The organism is Moheibacter sediminis (genome assembly GCF_900176425.1).
GTDB classification, from domain to species: domain Bacteria; phylum Bacteroidota; class Bacteroidia; order Flavobacteriales; family Weeksellaceae; genus Moheibacter; species Moheibacter sediminis.
This window is the reverse complement of record NZ_FWXS01000001.1, coordinates 516,973-532,439: the sequence shown is the minus strand read 5'-3', so window position 1 is coordinate 532,439 and position 15,467 is coordinate 516,973. Positions and strand designations below refer to the sequence as shown.

17 protein-coding genes are annotated in these 15,467 nt (G+C 37.9%); 3 read left to right on the top strand and 14 right to left on the bottom strand.

What is annotated here, in order from left to right:
* Positions 1 to 4: 4 nt before the first annotated feature.
* From B8977_RS02460 to B8977_RS02445, 4 genes are all read right to left on the bottom strand, one after another.
* The gene (locus B8977_RS02460; RefSeq protein WP_059333837.1) at positions 5 to 829 is read right to left on the bottom strand and encodes an RteC domain-containing protein; all 825 of its coding nucleotides are present in this window, start codon (positions 827 to 829) and stop codon (positions 5 to 7) included.
* An 11-nt stretch (positions 830 to 840) separates the two neighbouring features.
* Positions 841 to 1,671, bottom strand: coding sequence for a universal stress protein (locus tag B8977_RS02455; RefSeq protein WP_002978197.1), 831 nt, complete (start codon positions 1,669 to 1,671; stop codon positions 841 to 843).
* 10 nt (positions 1,672 to 1,681) lie between these two features.
* A complete protein-coding gene (locus B8977_RS02450) occupies positions 1,682 to 2,542 on the bottom strand; it encodes a universal stress protein (RefSeq protein WP_059333808.1) in 861 nt (286 codons plus the stop codon).
* Positions 2,543 to 2,655: 113 nt separating this feature from the next.
* Positions 2,656 to 3,831, bottom strand: coding sequence for an MFS transporter (locus B8977_RS02445; RefSeq protein ID WP_245828397.1), 1,176 nt, complete (start codon positions 3,829 to 3,831; stop codon positions 2,656 to 2,658).
* Here B8977_RS02445 and B8977_RS15185 point away from each other — a divergent pair.
* Together B8977_RS15185 and B8977_RS15235 are read left to right on the top strand one after the other, a co-directional pair.
* Positions 3,818 to 4,060 (top strand): hypothetical protein, encoded by a 243-nt coding sequence (locus tag B8977_RS15185; RefSeq protein WP_245828395.1) that lies wholly within the window; start codon positions 3,818 to 3,820, stop codon positions 4,058 to 4,060. The genes B8977_RS02445 and B8977_RS15185 overlap by 14 nt on opposite strands.
* A gap of 27 nt (positions 4,061 to 4,087) precedes the next feature.
* The gene (locus B8977_RS15235) at positions 4,088 to 4,216 is read left to right on the top strand and encodes a hypothetical protein (protein ID WP_262494070.1); all 129 of its coding nucleotides are present in this window, start codon (positions 4,088 to 4,090) and stop codon (positions 4,214 to 4,216) included.
* On the opposite strand, the gene B8977_RS02440 is transcribed toward B8977_RS15235, so the two are convergent.
* From B8977_RS02440 to mobA, 10 genes are all read right to left on the bottom strand, one after another.
* Positions 4,208 to 5,368 carry an HlyD family secretion protein gene (locus B8977_RS02440; protein ID WP_002978203.1) on the bottom strand — a complete coding sequence of 387 codons (1,161 nt, stop codon included), beginning with the start codon at positions 5,366 to 5,368 and terminating at the stop codon, positions 4,208 to 4,210. The two genes, B8977_RS15235 and B8977_RS02440, sit on opposite strands and share 9 nt — an antisense overlap.
* 27 nt (positions 5,369 to 5,395) lie before the next feature.
* Complete coding sequence (locus B8977_RS02435; protein ID WP_002978205.1) at positions 5,396 to 6,706, bottom strand: TolC family protein; 1,311 nt, start codon at positions 6,704 to 6,706, stop codon at positions 5,396 to 5,398.
* 195 nt (positions 6,707 to 6,901) lie between these two features.
* Complete coding sequence (locus B8977_RS02430; RefSeq protein WP_002978206.1) at positions 6,902 to 7,546, bottom strand: HdeD family acid-resistance protein; 645 nt, start codon at positions 7,544 to 7,546, stop codon at positions 6,902 to 6,904.
* A 149-nt stretch (positions 7,547 to 7,695) separates the two neighbouring features.
* A complete protein-coding gene (locus B8977_RS02425; RefSeq protein ID WP_059333810.1) occupies positions 7,696 to 8,541 on the bottom strand; it encodes a helix-turn-helix domain-containing protein in 846 nt (281 codons plus the stop codon).
* Between the two features lie 234 nt (positions 8,542 to 8,775).
* Positions 8,776 to 10,776, bottom strand: coding sequence for a conjugal transfer protein MobC (gene mobC / locus B8977_RS02420; protein WP_059333811.1), 2,001 nt, complete (start codon positions 10,774 to 10,776; stop codon positions 8,776 to 8,778).
* Positions 10,777 to 10,973: 197 nt separating this feature from the next.
* Positions 10,974 to 11,180: a GDCCVxC domain-containing (seleno)protein gene (locus tag B8977_RS02415; protein WP_002996045.1), complete on the bottom strand. Its 207-nt coding sequence runs from the start codon at positions 11,178 to 11,180 to the stop codon at positions 10,974 to 10,976.
* Between the two features lie 6 nt (positions 11,181 to 11,186).
* Positions 11,187 to 11,780: a mercuric transport protein MerTP gene (gene merTP / locus B8977_RS02410; RefSeq protein WP_002978464.1), complete on the bottom strand. Its 594-nt coding sequence runs from the start codon at positions 11,778 to 11,780 to the stop codon at positions 11,187 to 11,189.
* The gene (locus B8977_RS02405) at positions 11,777 to 12,151 is read right to left on the bottom strand and encodes an ArsR/SmtB family transcription factor (protein WP_002978466.1); all 375 of its coding nucleotides are present in this window, start codon (positions 12,149 to 12,151) and stop codon (positions 11,777 to 11,779) included. Before B8977_RS02405 ends, merTP begins: the two co-directional genes overlap by 4 nt.
* Positions 12,152 to 12,279: 128 nt before the next feature.
* Positions 12,280 to 13,560, bottom strand: a complete 1,281-nt coding sequence (mobB, locus tag B8977_RS02400; RefSeq protein WP_059333812.1) for a conjugal transfer protein MobB — start codon at positions 13,558 to 13,560, stop codon at positions 12,280 to 12,282.
* Positions 13,561 to 13,568: 8 nt separating this feature from the next.
* Complete coding sequence (gene mobA, locus B8977_RS02395) at positions 13,569 to 14,000, bottom strand: conjugal transfer protein MobA (RefSeq protein WP_059333813.1); 432 nt, start codon at positions 13,998 to 14,000, stop codon at positions 13,569 to 13,571.
* A 699-nt stretch (positions 14,001 to 14,699) separates the two neighbouring features.
* On the opposite strand from mobA, the gene B8977_RS02390 reads away from it, so the two are divergent.
* Positions 14,700 to 15,467 (top strand): ParA family protein, encoded by a 768-nt coding sequence (locus tag B8977_RS02390; protein ID WP_070562189.1) that lies wholly within the window; start codon positions 14,700 to 14,702, stop codon positions 15,465 to 15,467.

Here is a 15,467-nt window from a genome sequence, read left to right as displayed (position 1 = left end):
AATATTACCTCTCGTCTTGTTCGTCCATTTTCTTTATCAGAGCTTCACACAGGCTGTCGAGGAATTTGGTACGGTTTATTTTTCGGGCTTTCAATTCCATAAATGTATGATAGAAATCGCCCAAATCAATATTAAAGGCAGTTTCAAATGTTTTGGCAATCAATTTTATATCGGTATTTCCGTTGTTGAATACGCCTTGTGCGTAGAGTGCATAAATCAACTCGGTCAATGCCGTTTTACTTCCTGTCCAATGGAGTGAAGAACTATCAGATACCTTTTTATGATTGCTATTTAGCTGGTCTTCAAGATAAACTTGTATCAGGTCATTGGCAATTATTTTGGCGACCTTATAATCGTGAGAAGTGCAAAAACGGTGGTCTGCCTCAAAATAAAACGTATCCAACCACATCCTTATATCGTGTTTTCCACGAATAAAGAAATTTTCATCAAGAAAAGAATTGCCACTACGGTAATACTTGTAAAAGTCAATATTGTTGTCAAAGAATTTTTTGAGTTTTTTCAATTCTTTGTTAAGAAATTTCTTTATCCGCTTTGCACCATAAGGCTTTTTGCTTTCTATTTTATAGATAGCATTGTAATAAATCAGCTTTGAAACAATGACAGGTTTCTGATGTTTGAAAAAATGGATTTCCTCATCAGTATTTTTAAACCCTCGTTTTAAAACATACTCCTTTAATTTGGACAGGGTTTGGATAATAAGTTGAATTATGGCTTCAACTCGTTGTATCGAGCAATTATCTGCTTCAATCTCCAATTCGTTGATAGCCGTTTCCAGTTTATGTAGTGTTTCATTATAAAATTTATCCAGCATAATACCATTTAAAAATCAATTCTTTGATTAGTAGAAATATAAACATAAACTGCTTTGGGACTTAGCACAGTAAGGGCTTCCACCTGTGTTCTTAGCAAGGTCTGGATTTCATTAGCAGAACTGTTTATCATAGTGAGCACCTGAATATTATATTTCTCAATTATCTTCTTTAGCCCGTTCATTATATTTTTGGATAAGAGTATATCCAAACTTAGGTTGGTCTGATTAATCTTATTCAGCCAAGCATCTTTTTTAGCTACCGCCTCGTTAAACGATTTTTGGGAGTCTGCTATATGTATACAATGCACTAACCTGCCTTTTTTGTTGAAATCAACGGCGAGCTTTTTCAATAATTCACATTCTTCACTATGTAGTCGTACATCGAAAGCGATATTGTTTTCTATACTGAAAGTAGCTTTTTCCGGAACGATGATAATCGGCACATTGACTTTATAATTCTTCTCTGATATTTCCTGCCTAATTTGTGAATTGGATTTTATTCCGTTGGTGTCATATCCGATTATCAGGAAATCTATCGCGTTGTTCTGTAAATAGTTAATGATTGCGTCCGTGAAACTTTCCTTTGTCAGTCCGAAAGAAAGGTTTACTTCCGAAGTATTCTTATAGCTTTTTATCTGTTGATAGAACAGTTCTATTTCACGTTCTTTCAGCCCTTTTCTGAATTGATTGTTTTGTTCCGGTTCAGCCGTATCTTCCAACACGGTTAGTATATGAACATCTGCATTGAACTGTTCTGCAAATGCTATTGCATATAAGAAAGTATTGTCTGATGTTGAATAAAAATCAACAGGCAAAAGAATTTTTGGTTTTATTTCCATAACAAATGTTTTATTTATCTTCTACATTATATATCAGCATTGCCGTTTCAGAAAGACGTAGCAGCCTTTTACTATGGTTTATATTGAACAATCTTTTCATAAAGGGTAATTGTCTATGTATGATGCTTAGGATATTGATATAGTTATCTTCTACATACTTTGTCAAGCCGTCTTCTATATCCGTATCAATAACAATATCCACCTGAACATCAAGACCCTCAAAATTTGTAAGCCAATGTGCTTTCTTTTGTTGTGCAGCCATAGCTTTTTCTTCTGTATCGACTATGTGTACACATTTTAAAGGTGTCTCTGACGGGGAGAGTTTTGTGGCAATCCGCCTGATAATGACACATTCATTTTCAACGAGCATTACCGCAACGGCAAACGCCCCCGTAGAGGTAAAAACGGCTTTTGCAGGCACTGCCAATATCGGTATATCAAAACCACTGTCAATCAGCCTTACTGCGTGCGAGCCGAACAGTTTTTTGTCTATAGTGTTATTCCCCGACGTACCCATTACAATCAGGTCAATTGATTTTTCTACGATATGGCTCTCAATTACATCTTGGAAATAGCCATTTTCAAAATGGAACTCTACGGGAACGTGAAGCTTATTGTTGTTATGAGCCAACTGCTCCAATTTTTTTGCTTCTGTCTTAAATTCGTTCCACTCATCATTTTCCAGCGAATCGTTGAAAATCTGTGCCAAAGGGTGTACCCGATAGCGTTCCTCGTCCGTCTTCGGTTCAATAATAGGTGTAATATGCAGAATGTGCAATTCCGAGTTAAAATTATCTGCAAGCGATAGGGCATATAAAAATGCGTTCTTTGCTACTTCTGAAAAATCTGTCAGAAAAAGTATTTTTTTCATCTGTTTATTTTTATTGTTTTTAATGGTCAGATGGAATTTCGCATAAGAAAATATTCATTGTTTTGGGTATGGAAATGAATATTTTCTTATGCTTCATTTCATAATAATTTGTATTAAGATAAACGATAACCTTTGATTGAATTTCCCCGTATCGCTTTGCGGAACAGCACCACCCGTTTGTAGTGGAAACTTCCGTAAGAATGTGTAGCAATAAATATCAGTATAGGGACAATCAGCCAGGTTAATGTTCCCAATACGATTTTCCCGGAAGCCATTAACGCATTGAGGCTGATGTTTTGGTATATTGCCATTCCGTTCGGAATTTCCCCGGCATCGAGATACATCGAAATGTCGGTCAGACTTTGCCACTGTGACTGATAAGTTGCCCATCCGATAATTGCACTGCCTAATGAGGTAGCCAGAAAAGACCTTACCACAATTAATATAACCATTATTCCCATCATTTCATTCATTTGCAGGTTGAGGGTAGCGTAAAACCATAACCCAATGAACAGGATGCCCATTCCCAATCCTTTCAGTACCGTCGCATATTCGAGGTAGCGGATGTCCATCTGCGGTTGTATAATCAGGTAAAGACTTAATGTATGCAGAGCAAAACACACAAATCCAAAAGCGATATAATACTTGATGTACCATTTATTTTTAAAACCGAAAAATGCCAATATTCCCGCAATGACGATACCGGGTATCATCCAAAGATTGATATGTGCGTTAATCAGGTTATTATACCCTAATACACCAACTGTATATTGTGTATATACCGATGTGCTTGCCAGATATAGCCCGAGAAAGAACAATAATATGGTAGCGTGGATAACATTTTTCTTTTTAAATGCTCCGAAATCAATCATCTTTCGTTTGAGCGATTTCTGCCTGTATATCAATGCTACAAAAAGAACCACTCCGATAATCAATGAACCCGAAATGTAAGGCGAAATAAACCACCCCTGTTGTTTCATAAACACAAAAAAGTAATTAAGCGACATAAAGGAGGTTGCTATCAAAACAAGTGACAGCCAGTCTATCTGATACAGTGGCATTTTGAAACCAAATCGTTGGTTATGTTGAAAAATAAGCGATACTGCCGCAATTACAAGCATCGTAGCGGACATAAACATATAAGGTGTCTGCCAGCTACCATTGAACACCATTGTAGAAAAATAATAAGCCGAAAGCTGCCCAAATCCAATGGACAAGGGGTAGAATACAGCATAGAATTTTCCACGGTCTCCTGTCGGAGCAATGATGAACATAATGGGTAATACCATTTCTATCAGCGGAAACATCTTGAAAAAACCTATGAGAAAACTGCAACTTATCAGAACAACAGGACTATCTGTAGTACCGCACATATATGATAATATAGCAAGGATAATAGCTGACACTGAAATGATTTCTTTGGTACGGAAACGCATCTTGACACGCATCAGTATCATTATGGCGCAGCCCATACCAATTGTACCTGCGTTATTGGCAAGCGAGATATATTCCGTATAGGTAGCCATTGCTCCCGTAATATCCGTAATGACACTTGTATATACTCCGGAAACGGTCATCATCGAGAATAAGATCGTCAAAATCAGCAACAGCATCAAAGGTTTGGGAACCCAGCTTGCAAATGGACCTTTATTGTACATCTTCCTGTTATTTTAAGTTCACTTCTACATTCATTCCTGCACGAAGCAATTTCAAGTCTTCGGGTTTATTCTTATCTGTAAATTCAATACGTACCGGAATACGCTGTTGCACTTTCACAAAATTTCCTGTTGAGTTATCCACCGGAACAGCGGCATATCTCGCACCTGTTGCACCTGATACAGCGGTTATTTTTCCCTCAAATTCTTTACCGCCCAGTGCATCTACCTGTATTTTTGCCAAACCGCCTATCTGTACGTTGCCCATTTGTTTTTCACGGTAATTAGCCGTTACCCAAATGTTATTGATGTCCACGATAGTTCCAACCTGTTGGCTTGGGTTTAACAACTGCCCTACATTGACTGTTCTTCTTCCCATAATGCCATCGTGGGGAGCTGTGATAACGGTATAAGAAAGGTTCAGTTTTGCCATATCCAAAGCACTCTGCGTTCGTTTGATGTCAGCATCGTTCATTCCCAATCGCGATTGTACTTCGTTTACTGATAATTCGCTCGTAGTTTTAGAATTAATCACGGATTGATATTGCGAAATCTGGGCTTCCAACTGGGCTTTTTGTGCCTCGAAATCAGTCTTTATCTGGTCAAATTGCTGACGGGTTACTGCTTCGTCTGCCAAGAGGTTTTTGTAACGATTAAAATTCTGTTCCGCATTCCACAGTCTTGCTTTCGTAGCTTCTATATTCGCTTTTGCTGCCTGCACATTTGCTCCAACGGTATTTACATTGTTGGTCGCTGTTTTTACCGAACTGGATGTTGCGTTTTTAGAAGCCAAAGCCGACATATAAGTAGCTTCTGCCTGTCCTAATTGAGTTTGTATTTCACGGTCGTCCAATATCAATAATGTATCACCTTTTTTCACATATTGATGTTCCACAAAACGGATTTCAGTGATATAAGCCGAAACCCTTGTATTTATCGGGTTGATGAACGATTCTACCTGTGCGGCATTGGTGTATTTGTCGTTCCCGACATTGAAATAGGATTTTACCACAAAATAAAGTCCGCCCAAAACCAAAATGACTATCAAAATATTGATGATTTTGGTCTTTTTTTGTTTGGTTTTCTGCTTGTTTACCTTTTGCTTTTCCGCAGATTGTCCAGTCGGTTGCGGTGTGTTTTCCTGATTGTTGTTTTCTATATTTTCTGACATTGTTTTATCTTTAAGTTTATCAATTTATTATAAATTTCCGCTTTCTTTTAATAATTTGTAGTACGCATAAACGATGCTTATTTCCGAATTAGCAAACTGTAACTCTGCGTCTAATTTCTGATTACTTGCATCAATCAAATCCAATAAAATAGCCAACTGGTTGTTGTATTTACTGTTCATAATGCGATAATTTTCATCGGATAGTTCTTTGTTTGTTTCAAGTGTATTGTTCTGAGTAACGGCTTCATTGTATTTAATGTAAGCGGCATTTACAGCAACGTCAATCATCTGTTCAGCTTCGTTTGCCTGTGCAATGGCTTTGTCTTTTTCAAAACGCACCTGTTTGATTTTTTTAGGGGTTTTGTACAGTGCGTCAATATTAAAATTCAGTGAAAGTCCGGCACTCCATCCGTTAGTGTACATATCCAGAGCAGGCGTTGATGTAGTAATCGGACGTGCCAGCTGATTTCCTGCAAATGCAGATAACGAAGGCATCATTTCTGCACGGGTTATCTTTTCGGAGGTTTCATAAATATCAACTGCCTTTTTTGTCATCAATATGGTTGGATGATTTTGTGCGAATGCTCTGTAATCTTCCATCAATAAAGCTTTAGGAACATTGCTAAGTATGGTTTCGTCGGGCACAATCTGTGTATTTTCGGACAATCCCAAAGCGGTGGTAAGCTGTTTATTGAGAATTTGACGGTTATTTTCTACGACCTGTAAAGCAAGTTTAAGATTAGACAATTGCAGTTCGCCGCGGATAACATCATTTCTCGTAACCATTCCCTGATTATAAAACTTATTGATGTTTTGCAAGCGTTGTTCCGCCAATTGGATATTCTGCTGATATACTGATTTTTGGTTCAGTAGTTGATACAAATCCAGATAGTAGCCCAACACCAAAAGTTTGATGCTTTGTTCGTTCGACTGATAATTCAGCTCTGTTAATTCTTCTTTCAAAGATTGGGCTTTGATACCATTTTTTACCATTCCGCCTTTCCATATCAACTGACTGGCATCTATCGAAAAAGTATTGCCGAAATGTGGCATATCTACTCTTGTGGAATTGGAAAAATCCTTATCAATAATGTGGGCATCCCCAAGATAATATCCTTGCAAAGCCGCATTCAAAGTAGGGAGTTGTGCGTTTTTAGCAACTTCTACATCTTGCTTTGCTATGGCAATATCTGTTTTGGAAACTTTCAGATTCGGATGATTTTCTTTGGTCAGCTCAAATAACTCTTTAATGGTTATCGTTCTTTCTTGACCTTGCTGGGCATAGATTGTTTGCGAAAAAACAAAAAGCCCTAACAATAGCATAGTGATTTTTTTCATTTTGAACTTGTCATTAATTACTTAAATATTACTTGGCAAAGTTCTGAATGAAAGGGTCTTCATAAAAGGTTAGTAATTCACAAAAAGAGGTTCAAACGGTATGTTGCTAATGCTTTCCGAAACATACCAATAAAAAAGGCAACCCACAAAAGACTGCCCTTGCATACCATTTAAGGATAAATGTGCAACTATTTTCTATTTATCCTCGGATTGGATATTTTTATAGTATTCTTCTTTTAGATGTTCAATTTTCTCCTTTAGTTCTTTGTTGATTCTTTCAGGAAATGTTTTCAGTTTTTTCAGTTGAAACGCTAATACAATACTTACAATACCTGCAAATATGAAAGACAAAGCTGTCATTACCACTAAAGAGATTCCGGCAAAGATTGGATTGACAATCAATAAAAATGAAAGGATGATACCGAGTACGCTTACAATTGCCAGATTTCCCCAACGCAACACGCCATAGTTTTTCAGCTCAAAAGCGAAACCAAGCCCCTGAAATGACCGGAACAATAAGCTGAACCCAATAAAAAATGGCAATGTGGTAGCTGCAACGACTGGTTTGGTTATCAATATGACACCTATCAGCAGTGTGAATATTCCGCTTGCCAAATACCAGCCCCAACCGTCTAACTCGTCCTTGTTTTGTACGGAAAAGAAAATTTCCATAATGCCGCTTGCCAAAAACGATATACTGAAAAGCATAACCAATGAAAGATAAGCAGATTCAGGGACTGTAAACAGATAACCGCCCAATACAATAAATAATGCCCCGATGATAGCAGGTACATACCAGTGCTTTATGGTGTTTCGGATTGTTTTAAAAAATATTGCCATAGACTGTCTTTTTAAGATGTAAATTTTAATACTGATGCAAAGTTCGGGTTTGCAGGACTTTCAGTAAAGGTTTATAATGCCTAAAAAGAGGTTCAAACAGTATCTGCACAGATTAAATACTACTATTAAAGGAAAGGGTGTGTTCGATGCTAAATGGCATCGACTAATTTATTCGTTTTCTTGAAATTAGAGGGGCTAAGTCCTGTGTGCTTCTTAAAGAATTTGCCAAATGCGTATTGGTCAGAAAAATCAAGCTCGTTGGATATTTCTTTAATAGAGTTGTCGGAATTGAGCAGCAGGATTTTTGCATTGTTCAGCAATGCTTCGGTAATAAATTTGGACGGTGGCTGATTGGTTATTTCCCTGACGGTATTGGAAAGGTATTTGGAAGAAATCAACAATTTGTCGGCATAGAATTTAAGCTCTTTTTCTTTCATGAAATTTATGCTTACCAATTGCAGGAACTTCATCGTGATGCTTTCTTTTCTTGAATTTTTAAGAATGTTTATGTCCTTTCCTTTTCCCTGTAAAAAGTCTCCCACCAAAATATACACCAGCGATGTGAATAAAGACAGCTTTATCTGCTGGCTAAACGTGATTTCTTTTTCTTCCTGATTATAATAAAAAAGCTGTTCACATAAGTTGAGTATATGAGCAAAAGCATTATCTGAAACTTTCTCAATATTATTGTTACTGCTGCGAAGTGCTTGCTGCATTTCATATTTATTGAAAGCAAAAGAAGTTTGATTGTTTAGCTCATCCCTGTCTATTAAAATAAAATATGCTTTCACATCATCTGTAAAGGCATTTACCTTATATACATTATTGGGTATTATCATACCCAAATTTCCTTTTTTGTAGTGATGTATCAACTCATTGGATTTGATGCTGATGCTTCCCTTTTCAATGATAACAATAGTAGTCTTTTGGGGGCTAAAAGAGTCCCCTAATTTCACTTTCCGTAATAATGCACGTTCTGTAAATACACTTATCATCCAATGGTTGTTGTTAAGTTAATCAGATATTGAGCGTTACCGTAAAAATATAAAAAATAAATTTTAAAGGTTTAAGGTAAAATCGAATAATCGCTGAGTATAAAATACAAAAGTAAAAAAAGTATACAAATTTAGCCCCGAAAGGCTTTAATTTAGTATTCACAAAACTATATTCTATGATGATGGCTTATTCATCAAACAACGTATCCCGAATGGTCTTGTTTGATTAATAAACTATCCCTCCTGCACCAAATGCTGTAAGTTCGGGTCGTTCTTGATACGCTCCATTTCATTTTCAACGATATGCAGAATGTGCGATTTTATCTGACGGTAATTGCTTTCAATTTTCTGTTTCATTTTGTCTTCTCCGTGTTCATCAACAAAGGATAGGATTTCCGGTATCTTCTGATATACTTTAGTTTCTGCGGCAACTTTTTCATTGTCCACTACAATTTCAGCGTGGAAAATCTTTTGGTCGATACGTTCATCAAAGTTGTCCGAAACTGAACCCACAAACATACCCTGTGTAAGTGTTGAAATTTTCGATGCCGGAATAAGGCTGTCTAACTGTGTGGAAATAGAGGTAGATTTATCATTCCTGTTAATCGTCATACTTTGGCGTTTCTGCAATACTTTTCCGAAGCGTTCCGAAAGACTTTTTGCCGTTTCTCCTACAACCTGCCCGCTGAAAATATTACCTACCGTATTTTGGATAACCTTACTTTCCTTGTCGCCGTAATCTCTTGTTAATTGCGAAAAATCCTGAAAACCCAAACAAACCGCTACCTTATTACTTCTCGCAGTTGCGATAAGATTATCCAGTCCTCTAAAATAAATGGTTGGCAACTCATCTATAATAACAGAACTCTTTAATTGCCCCTTTTTGTTGATGAGCTTCACAATCCTTGAATTGTACAAACCCAATGCTGCGGAGTAGATATTTTGACGGTCGGGATTGTTACCTACACATAATATCTTTGGCTCTTTCGGATTGTTGATGTCAAGCGAAAAATCATCGCCTGTCATTACCCAATACAACTGCGGGCTAATCATTCTTGACAATGGAATTTTAGCCGATGCGATTTGCCCCTGTAATTGGTCTTGTGCTCCGGATTGCCACGCATCCATAAAAGGCGACAAATAATTTTCCAAATCGGGATATGAGGTTAAAATAGTAAATACTTCCGAATACTTTTTATTAAGCAATTCAATGGCGTGTGGGAATGTACAATACTTGCCATTCTCGTAAATTTTCAGATACCAAATAATAGCAGCCAAAAGAATGATTGGGCTTTCCACGAAAAAATCCCCTTGTTTCTGTATCCAGCTTCGATTGAGGTTCAGCATTATGGTATAAGCCGCTTCGTAAGCATCGGATATGTCCGTCATAAAATCGGGATTGAGTGGATTGCACCTATGGCTCTTGCGTGGATCATCAAAGTTGATGACGTAGAATTTTGGCTGAACTTTGTACTTATCCCGATGCTTCAATAAATGATTGTAGGCAATGGTGGAAAGGTCATCAAACTTAAAATCATAGATGTACATACTAAAGCCTTTCTCAATTTGCTGCTTGATGTAATTGTTTACGATGGCATACGATTTCCCCGAACCCGGAGTACCCAACACGATTGATGCCCTGAAAGGATTTACAATATTTATCCAACCGTTGTTCCATTTGCCTTTGTAGTAAAATTTGGTAGGCAGGTTAATGGAATATTCGTTTTCCATCAGCTTAGTTTCCTGCTGAAAGCTCTCGTTTTCATTATTGAAAACATCGTCCATCAGATTAGTACGGAGTAATCGGCTCATCCATACACCTGCCATCAACAAAGCAATATAACCTAACGAGATAGTAAGGATATACAGAAATGTTCCTATTACCGGAGTAAGTTTTAATAATGGTGTGTTCAGAAAGAACAGCACAAAACCAACGCCCAAAGCCACGTATATTTTAGACCAGGTTATCTTCTCATTTTTTACGCCTTTCGTTCCCAAACAACTCAAAGCAAGCAAAACCAAAGCGAACGCCTTGGTATAAAGGGTATGTGAAAACAAGCCCGCCGTCCGGTCGAAATTGCCTAATATCTTGTTGATTATTTCCAACGTCCAGCCACGTTCTAAAAAGAAACCATAGCAAAACCAATAAAGGTGCATCAGCACCAAAAGAATACTCACTGCCCGCATAAAAGCCATTATTTTGGCTAAACCTCTTAAATCGTCTTCTCCCTGCATTCTTTTTTAGTTTTAATGTTCGGGCGTGAATTTAAAGGCTCTACACAGCGGCTATAAGAATGTGGCAGTCAATGGCGGTGCGTGGCAGTGTTTGGCGAAGTGATAAGAGTTGTAGCTTCTATGATCCTTTTGTATCGTAACATTTATGAAGCATCCAAATAAAAAATACTTTTAGTTGCTCTTCTGTTTTCTGTCCGTCAGCAACATTTTTTGTCCTGCTGAATTGGTGGACAAGGAACACTTCCGTAACTACAATAAACACAACAGTCTCCTTGTTTTGGTTTAAGAACTTGTTTGCATTTTTCACATTCGTAGAAATATTGGCAAGCGTCTGTCGGCATTGTTTCTTCTTTCTTGTGTCCGCAGTTGGGGCAAGTAATTGTTGATTGCAATATGATTTCCATTTGGTTTTATTTTTTGTCGGTTACAGAATATCCTGTTGAGTTAATTGCTTTTTCGACCTCAGAAATATTCGTTTTTGAGTTGTCAAATTCCACGATTGCGTTTCCTTTTTCGTATGAGGCGTTTGAACTTATTATTCCTGTCAATTTATTTACTTCGTGATTTACGTGTTCGCCACAACTTGCACAAGTCATTCCGCTAATCGTAAATTCTACTTTTTGAATATTGGATTTGTCCACCGCTATAATTTGCTTTTCTGTCTTTGGGTAGAAAATGCTTGAGTAGTATGGAAAGGCAAGCATTACGATTGCAAATGCTGTTACAATTCCTAAAAACATTTTTGACTGAATGAATTTTGGTTTTTCTTCTGTCTCACAATTGCAATCTATCTGCTTTTTGGGTTTCAACTTTTGATACCAAGCAAAACCAAGAACCAAAATTGTCAACCCGATAAAATAGGGTCGAAAAGGTTCAAGCCAAGAAAAAGTGGAAGCAAGACCGCTTGTTCCTGCAATAAGAGCCAATACTGGTGTGATGCAACAAAGAGAAGCTGCAATTGTAGTCAAAAGTCCTGCACCAATTAATTTTTTGTCAGTTTTCATATTGTTTCTAATATTTTGTTTTCGTCAAGTATTTTGAAAAATGGTTTCAGCATTTTTTCATACTCTTTAGTCAGTGAGTGAAAAATAGTTTGAGCTTCTCGTTCGGTTTCAATAAGTTTTCTGTCTTTGAGTTTCCGCAAGTGTTGTGAAACCGCTGAAATTGTCATACCAAGAATATCACTTATATCACAAACACAAAGTCGTTTTTCTTCATAAAGTAGAAAGAGTATTTTCAGTCTTACATTGTTTCCCGCTAATTCAAGTCCGTTCGATAAATAGTCAAAAGAACCGTTGAGTTCTGAAACTCGGTCTTTACAGCGGTTTATTTGTTTAATGTCTGCTTGTTGTCGTATGCAAGAATTATTGTCCATAGCACAAAGATAGTCAATTTGTTTATTTAAGCAATTACTTAAATACAACTCAAATTCTTTCAGAATTATAAAGTGACAGCTCAATAAATCTTTTTAAAAACAGATTTTTAATTCCAAAATCTGACCTCTTACAGTCTTCTTTTTTTTTTCTTCTTCATTTTGTTAGCAAAATCCTGTTCCTCGTAATCATCGCCCTGTGCTTCGGGTAACAAACCGCCAAATGCCTCAATCAAACCGTCTTCGTGTTTTTCAGTAGTATTCAGGAAGTCGAACAAATGATGAGGTTCTTCCGCAGGAAGATCTGCATCATTTGATGTGGATGTTTTTGGTGGTTGTACGGCAGGTTCTTTAATCTCCAGTTTGATATTATTGTTCCAATAATCATTAAAGGTATTGGCAGAAAGTTCCTTGTCTAAGCGTGAACCGTTCCAAACCGTTTTAGAATTGTGGTCTATAAAAGTTATTCCGTAAATACGTCCTGTATCATTTCTACGCACCACTACATTAATGCCCTGTTCGCCTAACTGCTTTTTAAAACCCTGCTCATCATTTGTTGATTGCAGGGCAATGGTAACAGCAGCTTTAATGGTAGGTTTTGTCGGGTGGTCTTTTAAATCCTCTTTGCATTTTGCAAAATGCAGTTCCAAAGCCGGAAGCCCTGCATTTTTACCAAACAACGAAGCCTTGAACGGATGCCCGGCTCTTTCGCCTTTTTCATTTAAAGGAATGTACAATAAACCCTGCCGTAGCTGTCCCTGCAATTCGCCCTCCACTTTTTCGGTGGTAACATTAAACAGGGAAAGCAAGGCATTGTATTCGCCCAAAGTCTGAAATTTATAATAATTCGGCAGGTGACGGACAACCGCAGCAATCTGACTTTTCACATCGCCTGCTTTGTAATCTACCGGACGGAAAACCTTGTCATTCTGATTGTGCTCTTTATCAGTTGCGGGTATCAATCCGTGTTTTCTTTCTAGTTCACGGCAAATATTCATAGACCTCATTTTTTCGAATTTGTCCGAAATCTTTTTGCCCTCTTCGTCCACGCAAACCGATACGATATGAATATGGCTACGGTCAATATCGGTATGTTTAAATACGGCAAAAGGCTGTTCGCCGTAGCCCATTTCCCGCATATATTCTTCTGCCATTTCCCGAAATTTATCATCACTTACCTTGTCATTCGGGTCGGGATTGAGTGAAATATGCAGGGTATGTTTCTCTGTATTGCGGTTGGCAATCAGGTAAGGGGCAAAAGACTGGGCTAATTGTGCAACGGAATAATGACCGCTTGCGGTTTCAATTATCTTGTTGGCGAACAAAATTTGCCCGTTTTCATTCTCTACTTTAAGCTGATTGTATGCCAACGCCCCGTATAAATTTGCGCTTCTCCCGATTTTTGCTATCATTTCTACCGCTATTTTTTCAGGTGTTTGGCTTCAAATTCCTCGCTTATCTGAATGATTTTTTGACAAAGCATCGCCATTTCTGCCGTCTGTTTTTCCAGTTTATACAGGAATGCTGCTGCCTTTTTCTCGGAAAAATTCTTGTACAGCAGCTTTACAATCTGGTTATAGTTTACACCTACGGAACGAAACTGGCTGTGAAACGAAGTCAATCGCATATAAAAATCAACCGTTCCTTTATCAATTTTAACCGATTTCATTTCCTTACTGAACAGCAGGGAAATGATAAACTTTGCTTTATTGGGCATTCCCGATGCTTCATAAAGCGATAAGAGTTTGGCGTTTTCTTCATCTGTAAGACGGAAAACGTGGCGGTGGATGCTTGGGTCGGTCTTAGCTTTCCGTCCACCCTTATTCTGTTTATTGTTACTGTTCTCGTTCATCACAAATCCATTTTAAATCCATACAAAACCCTGACTTCGGAAGGTGTTTTCTGCCCCCTGCAAAGGGCAAGTTGTTTTGAGGCACTAACTCGGTTTCGAGTGCCTCAAAACACAACTTGCCGTGTTCCGTTGAACACAAAAATCCGCCCTGCGGGACGGATTAAATGTAACAGGGAAAAACGGCTCGATGCCGTTCCCGTTACCCTCCGATTTGTCAAAAGACTTTTGCATAAATCCGTTAATAAAAATCATTGTACAAAGTAAAGCCCTGTTTACGAAAGCATTGTACTGCATAGCAGTGCCAAACACTGCCTTTGAACGCCAAACACTTCCACAGCTCAATCAGCGGTTAAATCAATCGCTTTATTTGCCGTATAATTTTAGTGCAGGTAGTAAAAAATGTATCTAAACAAAGAAGAAAATCAGGTTTGCAAACAGGTAGTTTGGAATAAAAGTATAAGGTTTTAAAAGCATAAAACAATAAAAGTGTAAAAGCATAAAAGCGGTAAAGCAATTTACCTGTTGCAAGTTTTTCCACTTGCCAAAGAATGTACCTGACAAGGCAAAAATGAAAGCAAATACCTGTGCAGGAAAGCACCCAAAAGGGAATGCAGGAATATATGAACGAGGTAATAATCAGATAAACCAATATTCAATCCTACAAAACAGATAAAGTGTGTAACAATAAATTTTTAAATAATGGAAACAACAAAGAAAACTTTAAAAATCAGCTTCTCCACCCAAAAGGGCGGTGTGGGAAAATCCACGATGACCACCTTGCTGGCAAGTGTGCTTCATTACCGTTTAGGTTTTAATGTACTGGTGATGGACTGCGACTTTCCACAACACAGCCTGACCAATATGCGTGAAAGGGATAAGAGGACCATAATGCAGAACGACTACCATAAAAAAGCGGCAATGAAGCAGTTTCAAGCAATCAACAAAAAAGCGTACCCGATTATTAAATGTAAAGCTGAAACGGCTCTGGAGAAAGCATCGGAATACAGAAGCCAGTCGGCGGTTGTGCCGGATGTGATCTTCTTCGACCTGCCGGGAACAGCCAATACTAAAGGCGTTTTGACCACTTTAAAAAAAATGGATTTTATCTTTTCGCCCATTACTGCCGACCGTTTGGTAGTGGAAAGTACATTGGGCTTTACCAAAGCCTTTCTCGGGCTTCCTCAAACGGAAGAGGGCAATCCCGAACAAGAGATGTGGCTGTTTTGGAACCAAGTGGACGGCAGGGAAAAAACAGGTTTGTATGATGCTTATCAAAATGTCATCAAAGAACTCAACCTGCCCATAATGGAAACAAGAATAATGGACAGCAAACGTTTCCGAAAGGAAACAGACGACACAGGCAGTTATGTGTTCCGATCAAGTTTGCTGCCTGCTGAACCACAGTTGATGAAAGCAACGAAAATGGATTTGTTTGTCGAGGAATTTTTAAAAATCACTCATCTATAA

Coding starts and splice junctions, on each gene's coding strand:
- B8977_RS02455 (WP_002978197.1), bottom strand. CDS start 1,671: ATGGAAATAAAACCAAAAATTCTTTTGCCTGTTGATTTTTATTCAACA.
- B8977_RS02450 (WP_059333808.1), bottom strand. CDS start 2,542: ATGAAAAAAATACTTTTTCTGACAGATTTTTCAGAAGTAGCAAAGAAC.
- B8977_RS15185 (WP_245828395.1), top strand. CDS start 3,818: ATGGGTAATACCATTTCTATCAGCGGAAACATCTTGAAAAAACCTATG.
- B8977_RS02445 (WP_245828397.1), bottom strand. CDS start 3,831: ATGGTATTACCCATTATGTTCATCATTGCTCCGACAGGAGACCGTGGA.
- B8977_RS15235 (WP_262494070.1), top strand. CDS start 4,088: ATGACACTTGTATATACTCCGGAAACGGTCATCATCGAGAATAAGATC.
- B8977_RS02440 (WP_002978203.1), bottom strand. CDS start 5,368: ATGTCAGAAAATATAGAAAACAACAATCAGGAAAACACACCGCAACCG.
- B8977_RS02435 (WP_002978205.1), bottom strand. CDS start 6,706: ATGAAAAAAATCACTATGCTATTGTTAGGGCTTTTTGTTTTTTCGCAA.
- B8977_RS02430 (WP_002978206.1), bottom strand. CDS start 7,546: ATGGCAATATTTTTTAAAACAATCCGAAACACCATAAAGCACTGGTAT.
- B8977_RS02425 (WP_059333810.1), bottom strand. CDS start 8,541: ATGATAAGTGTATTTACAGAACGTGCATTATTACGGAAAGTGAAATTA.
- mobC (WP_059333811.1), bottom strand. CDS start 10,776: ATGCAGGGAGAAGACGATTTAAGAGGTTTAGCCAAAATAATGGCTTTT.
- B8977_RS02415 (WP_002996045.1), bottom strand. CDS start 11,180: ATGGAAATCATATTGCAATCAACAATTACTTGCCCCAACTGCGGACAC.
- merTP (WP_002978464.1), bottom strand. CDS start 11,780: ATGAAAACTGACAAAAAATTAATTGGTGCAGGACTTTTGACTACAATT.
- B8977_RS02405 (WP_002978466.1), bottom strand. CDS start 12,151: ATGGACAATAATTCTTGCATACGACAACAAGCAGACATTAAACAAATA.
- mobB (WP_059333812.1), bottom strand. CDS start 13,560: ATGATAGCAAAAATCGGGAGAAGCGCAAATTTATACGGGGCGTTGGCA.
- mobA (WP_059333813.1), bottom strand. CDS start 14,000: ATGAACGAGAACAGTAACAATAAACAGAATAAGGGTGGACGGAAAGCT.
- B8977_RS02390 (WP_070562189.1), top strand. CDS start 14,700: ATGGAAACAACAAAGAAAACTTTAAAAATCAGCTTCTCCACCCAAAAG.